General features: G+C 41.7%; 13 protein-coding genes and 1 pseudogene. 5 read left to right on the top strand and 9 right to left on the bottom strand.

Annotated features, from left to right (window positions below; all coding sequences use genetic code 11):
* Positions 1 to 128: 128 nt before the first annotated feature.
* The 4 genes from HHA43_RS09540 to HHA43_RS09525 form a co-directional block, all read right to left on the bottom strand.
* Positions 129 to 1,448 carry an adenylosuccinate synthase gene (locus tag HHA43_RS09540; protein WP_168526151.1) on the bottom strand — a complete coding sequence of 440 codons (1,320 nt, stop codon included), beginning with the start codon at positions 1,446 to 1,448 and terminating at the stop codon, positions 129 to 131.
* A gap of 69 nt (positions 1,449 to 1,517) precedes the next feature.
* A complete protein-coding gene (locus HHA43_RS09535; protein WP_168542509.1) occupies positions 1,518 to 2,684 on the bottom strand; it encodes an ATP phosphoribosyltransferase regulatory subunit in 1,167 nt (388 codons plus the stop codon).
* A gap of 167 nt (positions 2,685 to 2,851) precedes the next feature.
* On the bottom strand, positions 2,852 to 3,166 hold the full coding sequence (locus HHA43_RS09530) for a hypothetical protein (protein WP_168526148.1): 315 nt from the start codon (positions 3,164 to 3,166) through the stop codon (positions 2,852 to 2,854).
* 135 nt (positions 3,167 to 3,301) lie between these two features.
* Positions 3,302 to 4,336 (bottom strand): type I glyceraldehyde-3-phosphate dehydrogenase, encoded by a 1,035-nt coding sequence (locus tag HHA43_RS09525; protein ID WP_168542507.1) that lies wholly within the window; start codon positions 4,334 to 4,336, stop codon positions 3,302 to 3,304.
* A gap of 462 nt (positions 4,337 to 4,798) precedes the next feature.
* On the opposite strand from HHA43_RS09525, the gene alaS reads away from it, so the two are divergent.
* The 3 genes from alaS (at position 4,799) to csrA (ending at position 9,343) form a co-directional block, all read left to right on the top strand.
* Entirely contained in the window at positions 4,799 to 7,492 is a 2,694-nt protein-coding gene (gene alaS, locus HHA43_RS09520) for an alanine--tRNA ligase (protein ID WP_323126720.1), read from the top strand.
* 64 nt (positions 7,493 to 7,556) lie between these two features.
* Positions 7,557 to 8,837, top strand: coding sequence for an aspartate kinase (locus HHA43_RS09515; RefSeq protein ID WP_168418994.1), 1,281 nt, complete (start codon positions 7,557 to 7,559; stop codon positions 8,835 to 8,837).
* A gap of 251 nt (positions 8,838 to 9,088) precedes the next feature.
* Positions 9,089 to 9,343 (top strand): carbon storage regulator CsrA, encoded by a 255-nt coding sequence (csrA, locus tag HHA43_RS09510; protein WP_004971589.1) that lies wholly within the window; start codon positions 9,089 to 9,091, stop codon positions 9,341 to 9,343.
* A 115-nt stretch (positions 9,344 to 9,458) separates the two neighbouring features.
* Here csrA and rnhB read toward each other — a convergent pair whose 3' ends face one another.
* Positions 9,459 to 10,040 (bottom strand): ribonuclease HII, encoded by a 582-nt coding sequence (gene rnhB / locus HHA43_RS09505; RefSeq protein WP_168418996.1) that lies wholly within the window; start codon positions 10,038 to 10,040, stop codon positions 9,459 to 9,461.
* 83 nt (positions 10,041 to 10,123) lie between these two features.
* Positions 10,124 to 10,501: a hypothetical protein gene (locus tag HHA43_RS09500; RefSeq protein ID WP_168418997.1), complete on the bottom strand. Its 378-nt coding sequence runs from the start codon at positions 10,499 to 10,501 to the stop codon at positions 10,124 to 10,126.
* 227 nt (positions 10,502 to 10,728) lie between these two features.
* Here HHA43_RS09500 and HHA43_RS09495 point away from each other — a divergent pair, with 227 nt between their 5' ends.
* The gene (locus tag HHA43_RS09495) at positions 10,729 to 11,292 is read left to right on the top strand and encodes a cytochrome b (protein WP_168526144.1); all 564 of its coding nucleotides are present in this window, start codon (positions 10,729 to 10,731) and stop codon (positions 11,290 to 11,292) included.
* A 101-nt stretch (positions 11,293 to 11,393) separates the two neighbouring features.
* On the opposite strand, the gene HHA43_RS09490 is transcribed toward HHA43_RS09495, so the two are convergent.
* The 3 genes from HHA43_RS09490 to HHA43_RS09480 form a co-directional block, all read right to left on the bottom strand.
* Positions 11,394 to 12,395: an adenosine deaminase gene (locus HHA43_RS09490; RefSeq protein WP_168419530.1), complete on the bottom strand. Its 1,002-nt coding sequence runs from the start codon at positions 12,393 to 12,395 to the stop codon at positions 11,394 to 11,396.
* Positions 12,396 to 12,484: 89 nt separating this feature from the next.
* Complete coding sequence (locus tag HHA43_RS09485; protein WP_168419531.1) at positions 12,485 to 13,807, bottom strand: NCS2 family permease; 1,323 nt, start codon at positions 13,805 to 13,807, stop codon at positions 12,485 to 12,487.
* 406 nt (positions 13,808 to 14,213) lie between these two features.
* Entirely contained in the window at positions 14,214 to 14,393 is a 180-nt protein-coding gene (locus tag HHA43_RS09480; RefSeq protein ID WP_168419532.1) for a hypothetical protein, read from the bottom strand.
* A 129-nt stretch (positions 14,394 to 14,522) separates the two neighbouring features.
* Here HHA43_RS09480 and HHA43_RS09475 point away from each other — a divergent pair.
* Positions 14,523 to 14,617 (top strand): annotated as a pseudogene (locus tag HHA43_RS09475) (IS5/IS1182 family transposase); the annotation flags it as partial.

The following is a 14,617-nucleotide window of genomic DNA, read 5'->3' as shown; positions in this document are numbered from 1 at the left end:
CATATTCTGCATCATCTTCAATATTGAGATGAATGACTTGCTCAAGCTTGATAATAAAAAGCCCCATCATTTAGACAGGGCTAAGTACATCAAAAGATTACTTATGTTTTATGCCGCAGCACAAATACTTAAGCATCAAATGGATGACGTAATACAATCGTTTCTGCGCGGTCTGGGCCAGTAGAAATAATGTCGATTGGACACTCAATCAATTTCTCAAGACGCTTAATGTAGTTAATTGCATTTTCAGGCAATTGTTCCACACTCGTTGCACCCACAGTTGATTCAGACCAACCTGGCATTGTTTCATAAATTGGCTTTAAGTTTTCGTATGCAAGTGCGTCAGAAGAACCTACACAACCTGAATCGGTATTTTCATAACCCACACAGATTTTGATTTCTTCTAAGCCATCTAATACGTCTAACTTGGTTAAGCAGATACCAGAAAGTGAGTTTACATCCACTGAACGGCGTAGAATTTCTGCATCAAACCAACCACAACGGCGCTGACGACCTGTAGATGCACCAAATTCGTGACCCACAGTACCTAAGTGTTTACCAATCGCATCACCCACGTCATTTGCAGCGTCATATACCAACTCAGTTGGGAATGGGCCTGCACCTACACGTGTGGTATAAGCTTTGGTAATACCTAAAACGTAGTCTAAATGTAATGGACCTAAGCCTGAACCAGAGCTTACACCGCCCGCAGTTGTATTCGATGAAGTCACATACGGATAAGTACCATGGTCAACATCAAGTAATGAACCTTGCGCACCTTCAAACATAATGTTGTCACCGTTTTTACGGTAATTATGAATTTCGGTCGTTACATCAACTACTAATGGTGCAATAACTTCACGCCATTGTTCACACAATGCCAATACTTCTTCTAACTGAACAGCTTCTACACCGTAGTATTCTGTTAATTGGAAGTTATGGTAGTCCAGTAATTCAGCCAATTGGGTACGTAACGCTTCGCCACCACGAACCAAGTCTGCAACACGGATTGCACGACGTGCAACTTTATCTTCATAAGCAGGGCCAATACCGCGACCTGTAGTACCAATTTTGGCATTACCACGTTTTTTCTCACGTGCTTGGTCAAGCGCAATGTGGTTTGGCAAAATAAGCGGACAGTTTGGTGAAATACGTAAACGCTCTTTCACTGGCACGCCTTCTTGTTCCAGAATACCCATCTCTTTAATCAGCGCTTCTGGAGAAAGTACAACACCATTACCAATTAAGCACAGTACGTTTTCACGTAAAATACCTGATGGAATGAGGTGTAATACAGTTTTCTTACCACCAACCACGAGAGTATGACCTGCGTTGTGTCCGCCTTGATAACGAACGACTGCAGCCGCCTGATCTGTGAGCAGGTCGACGATTTTACCTTTACCTTCGTCGCCCCATTGGGTACCAAGTACCACAACATTCTTGCCCATAATAGCCTCATTACATCATGCTGTTAAAATTGAAAACCAAGACCTGCGACATGAAACATGCCTTGGCGATTAAATTTTTTCGACAGTCCACTCACCATTTGCAAGTACCAATTGGTGCGTTGCGTATGGAACTGAGTTTAAATCATCATTGCCCAACAATTGAATTACACTAAAGCCTTGCGCACGAGTTTGCTGAACCGCAGCAAGCAAATCTGCCTGAGTACCCTTAGGTGCAACCACAACGGCTGCTGATTCAAAACGGCCTGCGCTTAATACAAACAAGTCACATGAGAAACCTGTTGCAGGGCGTGCACGTCCAAAGTGTTGACCAATACCATCGTAACGGCCACCTTGAGCCAATGGCGCAGCACGATTTGGCGCATACACTGCGTACATTAAGCCAGTGTGATAGTGATATGAACGTAGCTCTACCACATCAATACCAATATGTAGATTTGGCCAGCGTGCCTGAATTTCAGCCTGTGTTGCTTTCACTGCATCAAAAGCCTGCTTAAACTCAGGATTTTCCAATACTGTAGCACTTAAATTGGCTTGTAAGGCATCTAAATCACTGGCAAAGCGACCTAGGGCATAGAAATCTGAACCAAAGTTTAAATCTTGAGTAAAGTCAGCCAGTTCTGGCAATGCTTTACGCTGATATAAATCTGACAATTGGCGTTCAGTCGCTTTGCTTAGCTCTGCCTGTTGAACCAAGCTGCGGAACAGACCCACATGACCTAAGTCCAAATGCACGCCATCGGCCAGACCCGCTTCCTGTAGTAGGCTGATCATCAAATCAACCATTTCTACATCGGCATCAATGCTGTCTGAACCAAATAATTCTGCACCCAATTGCAACGGCGCACGTGTGGTATTAAAACCTTGTGGTTTAGTATGTAAAACTGTACCTGCATAGCAGTAACGTGCAACGCCATCCACAGGATGTACATGCGCATCAATACGTGCCACTTGTGGCGTCATATCGGCACGCACACCCAGTAAACGACCTGAAAGTTGGTCGATGACTTTAAATGTGGCAAGGTCTAAATCTTGATTCGATTCTGAAAGAGAAGATAGAGATTCGATGTATTCAATGAATGGCGTGTACACCAACTGATAACCTCGAGATGCGAGGAAATCCAGTGACTTACGACGCAAGTTTTCAATGACTTGCGCTTGTTCTGGTAATACATCAGCTACACCATCAGGTAATAACCATGTCTCTGAAATGGGCATGTTGTAAACCTAAATTCTTGTTTGCGCGGAACGAATCCGCATAAAAAAATCGGGAGCACACCCGATTTCTCCTAGTTTAGCATGATACTTTTGCTCATGCACCTGACTTTTTCTGAAATATGCGGTAAAAAAAAGCTTGATTCAACACGATATTAAAATGCAATTCTTTAAAAGTCCTGATTCGCTTTAACTGCTTTGGCTAACAAATTGACCAACTCTGCATTCTGCATTTCTAACTGCGTGGTTTTTTGTACAGTTTTATCCAAAGCATCTTGCTGAACTTGCATTTTTTTAGCCAAGTCCTGCATAATTTCTAGCGTCTTTTTCAGGTTTTCTTCCAAATGCAACACTTTCTGTTCCAATTGTTGTTGGTGCTGCACATCGGAGTTGCTGTCTGCCTGATTTCTGAATTGCAACCAAATCAAAAAAATCACGGCTAGCGCCAACAAAAGAATAAATCCCCACAATAAAATAATCATCATCCCACTACTCTATTTTCAATCTTATAGGCTAAATTTGTTATATTCATCAATGAATTAACTTCGGATTTTCATCTAAACACCCATCACTATTACATGCTTTAGCGGCTTTGTATAGCAAACCGTACAAGCTAAAAATCACGCCGCTCGCTGACTAAAAGATTCACACAAGTCGAGTAAACGGTTGGCATAGCCCCATTCATTATCATACCACGCAAAAACTTTGGCCTGATGCCCTACCACCATAGTCTGGCTTAAATCGACAATTAATGAATAAGGCGAATGATTAAAATCACTCGACACTAAGGGCTCATCGGTCACTTGCATAATTTCTGCATAATCATGCGCGGCCGAAGCACACAGCACCTGATTTAATTTGTGCACCGTAATGGGTGACTGCGAAATAAAAGTCAAGTCAATTGCAGCGACGTTGATGGTCGGCACACGAATAGAATAGCCATCAATCCGATCTGCCATTTTAGGCATCACCTGTTTTAATGCACCCAAAGCAGATGAAGTGGTTGGAATAATATTTTGCCCTGATGCTCGGGCACGACGTAAATCACGGTGCGCCTGATCCAGCACAGTTTGATCTGCTGTGACTGCGTGAATTTCGGTCATTAAAGCCGTGTTAATGCCAAAAGCATCATCAATAATTTTAACCAATGGCACTAAAGCCTGCGTGGTACACGACACACTGGAAATAATTTGATCTGTGGATTTGACTTCGTGATGATTGACACCATAGACAATCGCAGCATCGACAGTATCGAATGGGGCTGCACCAATAATGACACGTTTGGCGCCCGCAGTAATATGCTGGGTCGCAGCTTCACGTGAACGAAACAGACCTGTACATTCCAAAACCACATCGACATTCAGTGATTGCCACGGTAACTGTGCAGGTTGCGCCTGATTCAGCACCTGAACTTTGAGTTGTGCCAAGCCCGCAGAAATATTCAGAAAAACCTGTTCATCTTCAAGACTAATTTCGACCTGCCCTTTAAAACGACCGTGGGTACTGTCATATTTAAACAAGTGCACCAAAGTTTCGACATCGGCAATATCGTTAATGGCCACGATTTCAAAATGAAAGTCTTTGGGATTTTCAAACCAAGCCCGCAGCACATTGCGCCCGATTCTACCAAAGCCATTGATTGCCACTCGTTGCATGACTGATCCTTTCATAATGAAATCAAAATTTAAGCAGTGCTATGTTAATAGATTTTGCTCAACTACTGAAAAAAATCAGATCAATTCTGCGAATTTTCACGCAATTTGTTGTTTAATTCGGCAAATTAAAATATCAGCTTTGGTTTTCTACCGCACATCTACGTTTTCTTAACTTTTCTGCATTCCGCTTTATGGCAGTTCGGCATACTCCGTGACCCGCAGTAAGCACTTACTTTGAATGTAAATGTTCATCATCTTCTATTGCAAAGATTTATTCTGCGTAATCGCAACAAAGTTTGCGTCAGAATTGTCATCTATTCACACTAAAATGATTGGTGATAATGGCTTTTTCCGTTATAATTTGGCGTTTTTAAAATTTTAAGCCTGCATGACAGCAAAAGAATTATTTTTGTCAGACTGTCTTGCGTTTAGCCAAATCGGAAATTATGGAGTGACTTGGTTGTGAGTACTCGTTTTATGACATCAGCTGAAATTCGTGAAGCATTTTTGCGTTACTTTGAATCGCAAGGGCATACACGTGTCGCATCGAGTTCTCTAGTACCCACCAACGACCCAACCTTGTTATTTACCAATGCGGGTATGAACCAGTTTAAAGACTGTTTCCTTGGGCTAGAAAAACGTGATTATGTACGTGCTGTCTCTTCTCAAAAATGTGTGCGCGCAGGCGGTAAACACAACGACTTAGACAACGTAGGCTATACCGCACGTCACCATACTTTCTTTGAAATGCTAGGTAACTTCTCGTTTGGTGATTACTTCAAACGTGATGCGATTAAATTTGCTTGGGAGTTTCTAACAGGCGAACAATGGTTGGCGCTACCGAAAGACCGTTTATATGCCACGGTTTATCATACCGATGATGAAGCGTTTGACATCTGGAACAAAGAAATTGGTTTAGATGCATCTCGTATTATCCGTATTGGCGACAACAAAGGCGGCCAATATGCTTCAGATAACTTCTGGGCAATGGGTGATACAGGTCCTTGCGGTCCTTGTTCTGAAATTTTCTATGATCATGGCGATCATATCTGGGGTGGCTTACCAGGCACGCCTGAAGAAGATGGCGACCGTTTCATTGAAATCTGGAACAACGTATTTATGCAGTTCAACCGCACTGCAGATGGTGTATTACACCCGCTTCCAGCACCTTCTGTAGATACAGGTATGGGCTTGGAACGTATTTCTGCAGTATTGCAACATGTGAATTCAAACTACGAAATTGACCTGTTCCAGCACTTACTCAAAAATGCAGCAGAAATTATTGGTTTAGACACAACTGAGCTTGAGGCAACTGCACAGCAAACTGGTAAACCTGTAGACTACCCTGCTTCACTTAAAGTAGTAGCTGACCACGCCCGCTCTTGCTGCTTCCTAATTGCCGATGGTGTAAACCCTTCTAACGAAGGTCGTGGTTATGTTTTACGTCGTATTATTCGTCGTGCAGTACGTCACGGCAACAAATTAGGCGCAACAGGTTCATTCTTCCATAAAATGTTGAAGCCACTCATTGAAGTAATGGGTGATGCCTATCCTGAACTTGCAGCACAACAAGCACGTATTGAAGCGCAACTTCTGAAAGAAGAAGAGCAATTCGCCAAAACACTTGAGCAAGGTTTGAAATTGCTTGAAGGTGAATTAGCGCAACTGAAAGGCTCTGTAATTCCAGGCGAAGTCGTATTTAAACTGTATGACACTTACGGCTTCCCGACTGACTTAACAGCAGACATTGCGCGTGAACGTGAATTGACCATTGACGAAGCGGGTTTTGAAGTTGAAATGGCAGCACAACGCCAACGTGCACGTGACGCAGGTAAATTTGCTGTTGACTACAACTCGATTGTGAAAATTGAAGGTGACACTCAATTCGATGGTTACGATGCTACTGCAGGCGAAGGTCAAATCATCGCAATCTATAAAGATGGTGAGCAAGTTGATGAAGTCGTTGAAGGCGATGAAGCCTTAATCGTACTGAATCAAACGCCTTTCTATGCAGAAAGCGGTGGTCAAATTGGCGACACAGGACTCTTCAAAAACGAAACAGGTATTTTTGAAGTTCAAGACACCAAAAAATCTGGCGGTGCATTTGTCCATCAAGGTATTGTGACGATGGGCAGCCTAAAAGCTGCGCAAACGGTCGAAGCCATTGTAAAAGCAGATATCCGCGAAGCAACTGCACGCAATCACTCTGCAACACACCTGTTACATGCTGCCCTACGTCAAGTTTTGGGTGCGCATGTACAACAAAAAGGTTCATTGGTTGCCTCTGACATTTTACGTTTTGACTTTGCCAATGACCAACCTGTGTCATTTGAGCAATTGCAAGAAATTGAGCGCTTGGTCAATGCAGAAGTCATTGCCAACACTGCCGTGTCTACTGAACTATTAGACATTGAAGCAGCGAAAGCCAAAGGTGCGATGATGCTATTTGGCGAAAAGTATGGTGATGAAGTTCGCGTACTTTCTATGGGTTCTATGATCGAAGATAAAAACTTCTCGATTGAACTGTGTGGTGGTATTCACGTAAAACGTACGGGCGATATTGGCTTATTCAAAATCATCTCTGAAGGTGGTGTTGCAGCTGGCGTGCGTCGTATTGAAGCGATTACAGGCAGCAAAGCCGTTGATGCCGTTCAAAAAACTGAACGTGACATCAGCAGCATCAATGCATTATTAAAAGCGCAAAAAGACCAGACTTTAGAAAAAGTCACCAGTTTGGTCGACACTGCCTCTAGCCTTCAAAAACAAATTGAACAGCTCAATCAAAAATTGGCAAACTTCCAAGCAACAGAACTTCTAAGCCAAGTTCAAGAGATTGCGGGTCGTCAAACGCTGATTACAACGGCTCAAGGTATGGACGCAAAATCACTGCGTAACTTACACGACGGTGTAAAATCTAAACTCGACAATGCAGTGATTGTACTTGCAGGTGTAGAAGACGATAAAGTCAGCTTAATCGCTTCTGTTGCAAAAGACTTTACTGCTACGATTAAAGCAGGTGACATCATTAAACACTTGGCTACAGAGCTAGGTGGTAAAGGTGGTGGTAAACCTGATTTGGCACAAGGTGGCGCGCCACTTAACGAGAAGTTTGCAACAGTAATGGCAGATTTAACTGCTTGGCTTGCGGCAAAATAACTTCACTTTTTGTGTAACTGACCCTGAACCGGTAATTCAGGGTCATGGCTTATATGGAACAACTATGGCACTAATCGTTCAAAAATATGGCGGTACTTCAATGGGTACCCCCGAGCGCATTTTAAATGTTGCTCGTCGTGTGAAGCGCTGGCATGATCATGGCCACCAAGTAGTGGTTGTGGTTTCTGCCATGAGTGGCGAAACCAATCGCCTACTCGCTCTCGCGAAAGCCATTACCGAAACCCCTGACCCGCGTGAACTAGACCAAATGGTGTCTACAGGCGAACAGGTAACGATTTCAATGTTAGCGATGGCGCTGAACTCTATTGGCGTTGCAGCAAAATCACTAACAGGTCGCCAAGTTGGTATTCAAACTGACAGCGCTTTTACCAAAGCACGTATTGAATCAATCAATACCGATGTATTGACTGAAAACCTAGATGCAGGTCGTGTGATTGTAGTTGCTGGTTTCCAAGGCTTCGATGCTGAAGGCAATACCACAACTTTAGGTCGCGGTGGTTCAGACACTTCTGGCGTTGCATTGGCTGCTGCTTTAAAAGCAGATGAATGTCAAATTTACACAGATGTAGATGGCGTATATACCACTGACCCACGCGTTGCACCAAAAGCTAAAAAAGTAGATCGTATTTCTTTTGAAGAAATGCTAGAAATGGCGTCATTAGGCTCTAAAGTATTACAAATTCGTGCGGTTGAATTTGCAGGTAAATACCAAGTCCCTTTACGTGTATTATCAAGTTTTGATAATGACGATGATGGCGCATTCGACGAAGACTTTAAACAAAATGTCGGCACACTCATTACTACTGAATTGGAAGACAACATGGAACAACCTATCATCTCAGGTATCGCGTTTAACCGTGATGAAGCAAAATTAACTATTTTAGGTGTGCCTGATGAGCCAGGTATTGCATCTAAAATCTTGTCACCTATTGGCGCTGCCAATGTTGAAGTTGACATGATCATCCAAAACGTAGAAGAAGATGGTACAACTGACTTTACTTTTACCGTAAACCGTGGCGAACTTGCCAAAGCAAAATCAATTCTTGAAGCAACTGCCAAAGAAATTGGTGCGCGTGAAGTCGCTACACGAGGCGACATCGTAAAAGTATCTATCGTAGGTGTAGGTATGCGTTCACACGCAGGTGTTGCAAGCAAAATGTTTACTGCACTTGCAGATGAAGGCATCAACATTCTCATGATTTCTACTTCTGAAATTAAAATTTCAGTCATTATTGAAGAAAACTATTTAGAGCTTGCAGTACGTACTTTACACACTGTATTTGGTCTAGATCGTGAAAGTGGCGAGTCTAGCGCACGCGCTTAATACACCCTGTCAGAAAATGTAATTGTCTGACAAATTTTGCGAAAAAGTACAAAAAAATAGAGCCACTATAGTTTTTTTTATAGTGGCTCTGTTATATTGAGCAACATGCTTTTATAAATTTTGGCAGATGTGTATCTTATAAAATGAATAATGGTACATTCTGATAAAATTTAATTGTTTTTTATGTGGTTGTGACTTTTAATTTGCTTTAAAAAATCAATGCAGGTTTAGCATTTTGCAAGGAGATAAACATGCTGATTCTGACCCGACGTGTCGGAGAAACATTAATGATTGGGGACCAAGTCAGCGTGACTGTACTTGGTGTGAAAGGTAACCAAGTTCGTATTGGTGTAAATGCCCCGAAAGAAGTATCGGTTCATCGTGAAGAAATTTATCAACGTATTCAACACGAACGTGCCATGCATGAGCACTTACAGCACCTTGATCAAGATTATCAACCTTCATTTGAAGAAGATAACTACTCACAAAATGACTTTAATCGTTAAGCGATTAAATGTGATTGAATATAAAGCGGCCATTGAGCCGCTTTAAATTTTTCTACTGTATGCTTTTCAAAGTGACACGTTTTTTAATGTAATCTCCAGCATTTTTGCATGAAACTTACTGTGAGTTTTCCATTAATTCCAGCGCTTTACGCACTGGGGCAAAACTACGTCGATGCGCAGCGATCACACCGTGCTGAGCAATTGCTTCAAAGTGAGCTTTGGTTGGGTAGCCCTTATGCTTAGCAAAACCAAATTGCGGAAACTCTTGATCAAGCAGTACCATTTCACGGTCACGCGCCACTTTGGCTAAAATGCTGGCTGCAGAAATTTCTGGATGCAAAGCATCCCCCCCTACAACAGCATCACAAGACATACTTAAACCCTGCGGAATTTTATTGCCATCCACTAATACATGCACTGGTTGAATGGAGAGAGCCTCTACCGCACGACGCATCGCCAACAAAGATGCTTGTAAAATATTGTATTCATCAATTTCGGCAGCAGAAGCGTCTGCAATCGCCCAAGCCAGTGCTTTTTCCTGAATTTCAAAAAACAACTTTTCACGTTTCTTTTCAGTTAGTTTTTTAGAATCGTTTAAGCCCTCAATTGGGTTATTCGGATCTAAAATGACAGCAGCAGCAACCACGGAACCTACTAAAGGTCCACGCCCTGCTTCATCTACACCTGCAATTTTCATGTCTATGTTCCAGAAAAATAGGCTGAATATTCAGCCTATTTTGGCACAATAATGTGCCTATATTGAGTTTTGAGTGAGTGAGCTTATCTAACCGCTTCTGCTACACAGGCATTAATGGTTCTAGACACTGCGTTGCTCACAATTGTGGCACGTGCAGCAGGATCAATCGCAGCAGTTGCCAAATCAACTGCAGTCACGTTTTGTGGTGCTTTTTCACTCACACAGCCACAAATTTCAGCTTGAATATTTTGCTTCTGAGTTGATGTCATGACACGTGTTGCAGTATGCCATGCAGGAATGTTGTTTAGCTCAGTGACACATTTCGCATTAATTGCAATTTTAATTGCAGCCATGCCTAGTTGTTGTGTCGCTGTTGGTGCAGGTGTGGTTGTACCCGTGGTTGTGGTACATGCAGATAAAACCAATGCGATAGGTGCCAATACAGCAAGTAATTTTTTCATAAAGGTTTTTCCCATATTAAGGATCATTTGATCTGATGATCATTACAATGCCGCTATTGTGCCTAAACTTCAGCAGTGAAGGAATAGTGATTTGTTATTTCCATCACTATTTTTTGGCCTCATTTCAGCAGCGTTGCAGATTTTCAACACTCCGTTGCACACAGGTGCTTTTTTGCCTATAACGCATTGTTTAGCATGCAAACATCAATTTTGCTCTGAAACACAGCATGAAACAGACGAATCAGTACTACACCCGTACCGCACAAGTTTTACATTGGCTGATGGCAGTTATATTTATTACCGCATGGGCAGTCGGCTTTTTTAGCGGTAATTTTTTAAGTTATGAGTCAGATGGTAGCTTTAAAGGCGATGTAATTACCTTACATAAGAATATTGCCACACCTATTATCTTTTTATTGGTAATTCGACTATTTTGGCGTTATACCCACCCTGCGCCACAACTGCCAGACAGCATGTCACCATTTATGAAAACTTTGGCACACTTAGGGCACTTGGGTTTGTATTTCATGCTGATTGCCATTCCAATTACAGGCTATTTATTTAGCTGGAGCGTGGGGAAACCCGTACCTATACTGTATTTATTTGAAATTCCAGCTTTGTTGGATAAAAACCCTGAGCTGTTGGCCATTGTAAAACCTGTACATACTTATTTGTCTTGGTTTGCGGGTGCAATGGTGGTCGGTCATGTGCTTGCCGCACTGAAACATCATTTTATTGATAAAGATGACGTACTTCGCAGTATGACTCAACAAGGCAAATCATCTAACTAAAACTTTAATTTAAAACAATACAAAACTCTCTCCCACAAAAAAAAGCAGCTTCTATCAAGCTGCTTTTTTTGTAATCTAGCATCGTGTGCATTGCATTAAGTTCAAGCCAATGCCTGAATTTGATCTATCCATTTCTGTTTTTCTTCAGCCGAAATAAACGAGGCTTCAAAAGAGTTGATTGCCAATTGTTTCAGTTCATCATTGCTTAAATCTAAAGCTTGGCTAATTGCAATAAAGTTATCATTCATATAACCACCAAAATAAGATGGATCATCAGAATTAACTGTGACTTTCACCCCTTGTTGCAATAAGCGACGAATATTGTGCTGGGCCATATCATTAACCACACACAGCTTTAAATTACTCAGCGGACATACCGTGAGTGGCATCTTTTCTGCAATTAAACGCTGCAATAACACTGGGTCTTCTTCTGAACGTACGCCATGATCAATACGATTTACTTTAAGCAAATCCAATGCTTCCCAAACATATTCTGCTGGGCCTTCTTCACCTGCATGCGCCACCACTAAAAAACCTGCTTCACGTGCTTTGGCAAAGACACGTTCAAACTTTGCAGGCGGATGCCCCATTTCACTCGAATCCAAGCCCACAGCAATAATCTGATCTTTATAAGGTAATGCCTGCTCTAAAGTTTCAAAGGCCGCCTCTTCACTCAAATGGCGTAAAAAACACATAATCAAATGTGAGCTGATGCCTAATTTTGTCTGTGCATCATCGCAAGCACGTTGTAAACCATTGATGACCGTTGCAAATGGCACACCGCGCTCGGTATGGGTTTGCGGGTCAAAAAACATTTCAGTATGAACCACACGATCTGCAGCACATTTTTCAAAGTAGGCCCACGCCAAATCATAAAAGTCTTGTTCATGCACCAATACTTGTGCGCCTGCATAATAAATATCTAAAAAAGACTGCAAATTATGAAAGTTATAGGCTTGTTTAACTTCTTCTACCGACTGATAAGGAATTTCAATTTGGTTGCGCTGCGCGATGGCAAACATCAGTTCAGGTTCAAAAGTACCTTCAATATGCACATGCAATTCTGCTTTAGGCAATGCACGAATTAACTCTAATGGGTTCATGTTTCATCCTGTTTTGCTATTTTATGGGAGAATTTAAGAAAGAAAAAAGGGTGTAAACTGAGTTTACACCCTTTTGCTGTTTGAGAATATTAACCGCCAAACATGGCAAATTTTAAGGCCCACAATGCTGCAATAATCCATACCATATACGGCACAGACTTCGCTTTGCCTGTAAGTAATTTAATTAACGCATAGCTAATAAAACCCATCGCAATGCCATCGGCAATTGAATAGGTAAACGGCATAAATACCACGGTTAAGAATGCAGGAACTGCTTCAGTGATGTCGTCCCAGTCAATATGCACAATGCCTTGAATCATCAACACACCGACAAATAACAACGCAGGTGCTGTGGCAAAACCAGGCACAGATTGTGCAAGTGGAGCCAAGAACAAGCAGGCAATAAATAATAGACCAACAATAACTGCCGTTAAACCAGTACGACCACCCGCAGCAACCCCTGCAGAAGACTCAATATAAGGTGTGGTGGATGAAGTACCTAATGCTGCCCCCGCTACAATTGCAGATGAGTCAGCAAACAAGGCTTTTTTCAAACGAGGAAGTTTGCCATCTTTTAACAAACCTGCACGGTGTGAAACCCCAACCAACGTGCCTGTAGAGTCGAATAAATCAACCAAGAAAAAGACAAAAATCACACCAATTAAGCTAGCCGTAAACAGACCTTCAAAATCCATTTGCATAAATGTTGGTGCAATAGATGGAATTTCACCTACAACGCCTTTGAATTCACTCAGGCCTAATGCAGTTGAAATGGCCGTAAGGACTAAAATGCTAATGATAATCGCACCGCGAACTTTAAAGTGATGCATCACCACCACCATTAAAAAGCCAAACAATGCCAGTAAAACTGAAGGTTGTTTTAAATCCCCCAAACCAACCAAGGTTGCAGGATTATCAACAATAACACCTGCATTTTTGAGTGCGATTAAGGCAAGGAATAAGCCAATTCCACCACCAATAGCCAGTTTTAATGACATCGGGATAGCATTGACAATCGCTTCACGGATTTTAAACATGCTGATGGCAATGAAAATAATCCCTGAAACAAAGACTGCAGCCAATGCCGTTTGCCATGGTACACCCATGCCCAAACATACGGAATAAGTAAAATAAGCGTTTAAGCCCATGCCCGGTGCAAGCGCAATTGGATAATTGGCAATAATCCCCATGACCAAACAGCCAATTGCAGCGGCTAAACAGGTTGCGACAAAGACCGCGCCATGATCCATCCCTGTTTCAGATAAAATCATCGGATTGACAATAATGATGTAACACATGGTTAAGAATGTGGTTACACCCGCCAAAAGCTCGGTGCGGAATGTGGTCTTGTTTTCGCTAAGTTTAAACAAGCGCTCAAGCATTCCTGCCGAAGATGGATTAGGAGTCGTCATGACCTAGCCCCTGTAATTGAACTGAATAGCAACATGCACAAACCTTAAGTCATTACTCAAACTTGGTTTGTGTTGCAATAATAATAGTGCCGCATAAAAAGTACGCAGTAAAAATAAACTTAATTCACAATCAAGTATTTGATTTCAACAAGATGCAATTTTCAAGATTGTAAATAAAAAAGCCGCATAACATTTATGCAGCCTTATTCATTTTTACTTCATTCAATCAGACACCCAACTACACTTAATGTGTCTTGATTGAGTTTTTGGATTGGCAAATTATACCATAGAGATTTTTTTTAATTTCCAGTTTTTTGAATTAAAGTTAAATTTTTACGATGAAATGACAGCCACAATCCTTTGATAAATGGAGTAATTCACTCGGTATGGCTTAAGTCGATAAATTTTAATCAGTTTCTTGTTTGGTTGGCACTTCAGATCTAACCGCTTTTTTGAGCGATAAATTTGCCGATTCATTCAAAACCTGATTGAGTTCGGTTTGTTTGCGCTTTGCTTCTTCGTGATAGACCAAGTAACCCAACACGACCACCAACACCACCAGCACAGGAATAAGGATGTGTTTCATGCCATTTACTTTTGGTGAACAATTTTAATACATATTAGCAAAAATTATGTGAGGTGTAATTTTTATTTATGAGATGGCTTTGTTGCACAAACCTATCTGTAAAGGCTTTTTCAGCGATATAATTTTCAAATGAAGAAGCCTACACAGAAAATCTACCGCACAACCAATTGGCCCGCATATAACCGAGCACTCATGAGTCGCGGAAATATTGCCATTTGGTTTGA

Origin of the sequence: Acinetobacter sp. A2, from assembly GCF_012371325.1 — a bacterium.
Lineage (GTDB): Bacteria > Pseudomonadota > Gammaproteobacteria > Pseudomonadales > Moraxellaceae > Acinetobacter.
The sequence above is the reverse complement of the archived record's forward strand: the minus strand, read 5'-3'. Positions and strand labels throughout refer to the sequence as shown.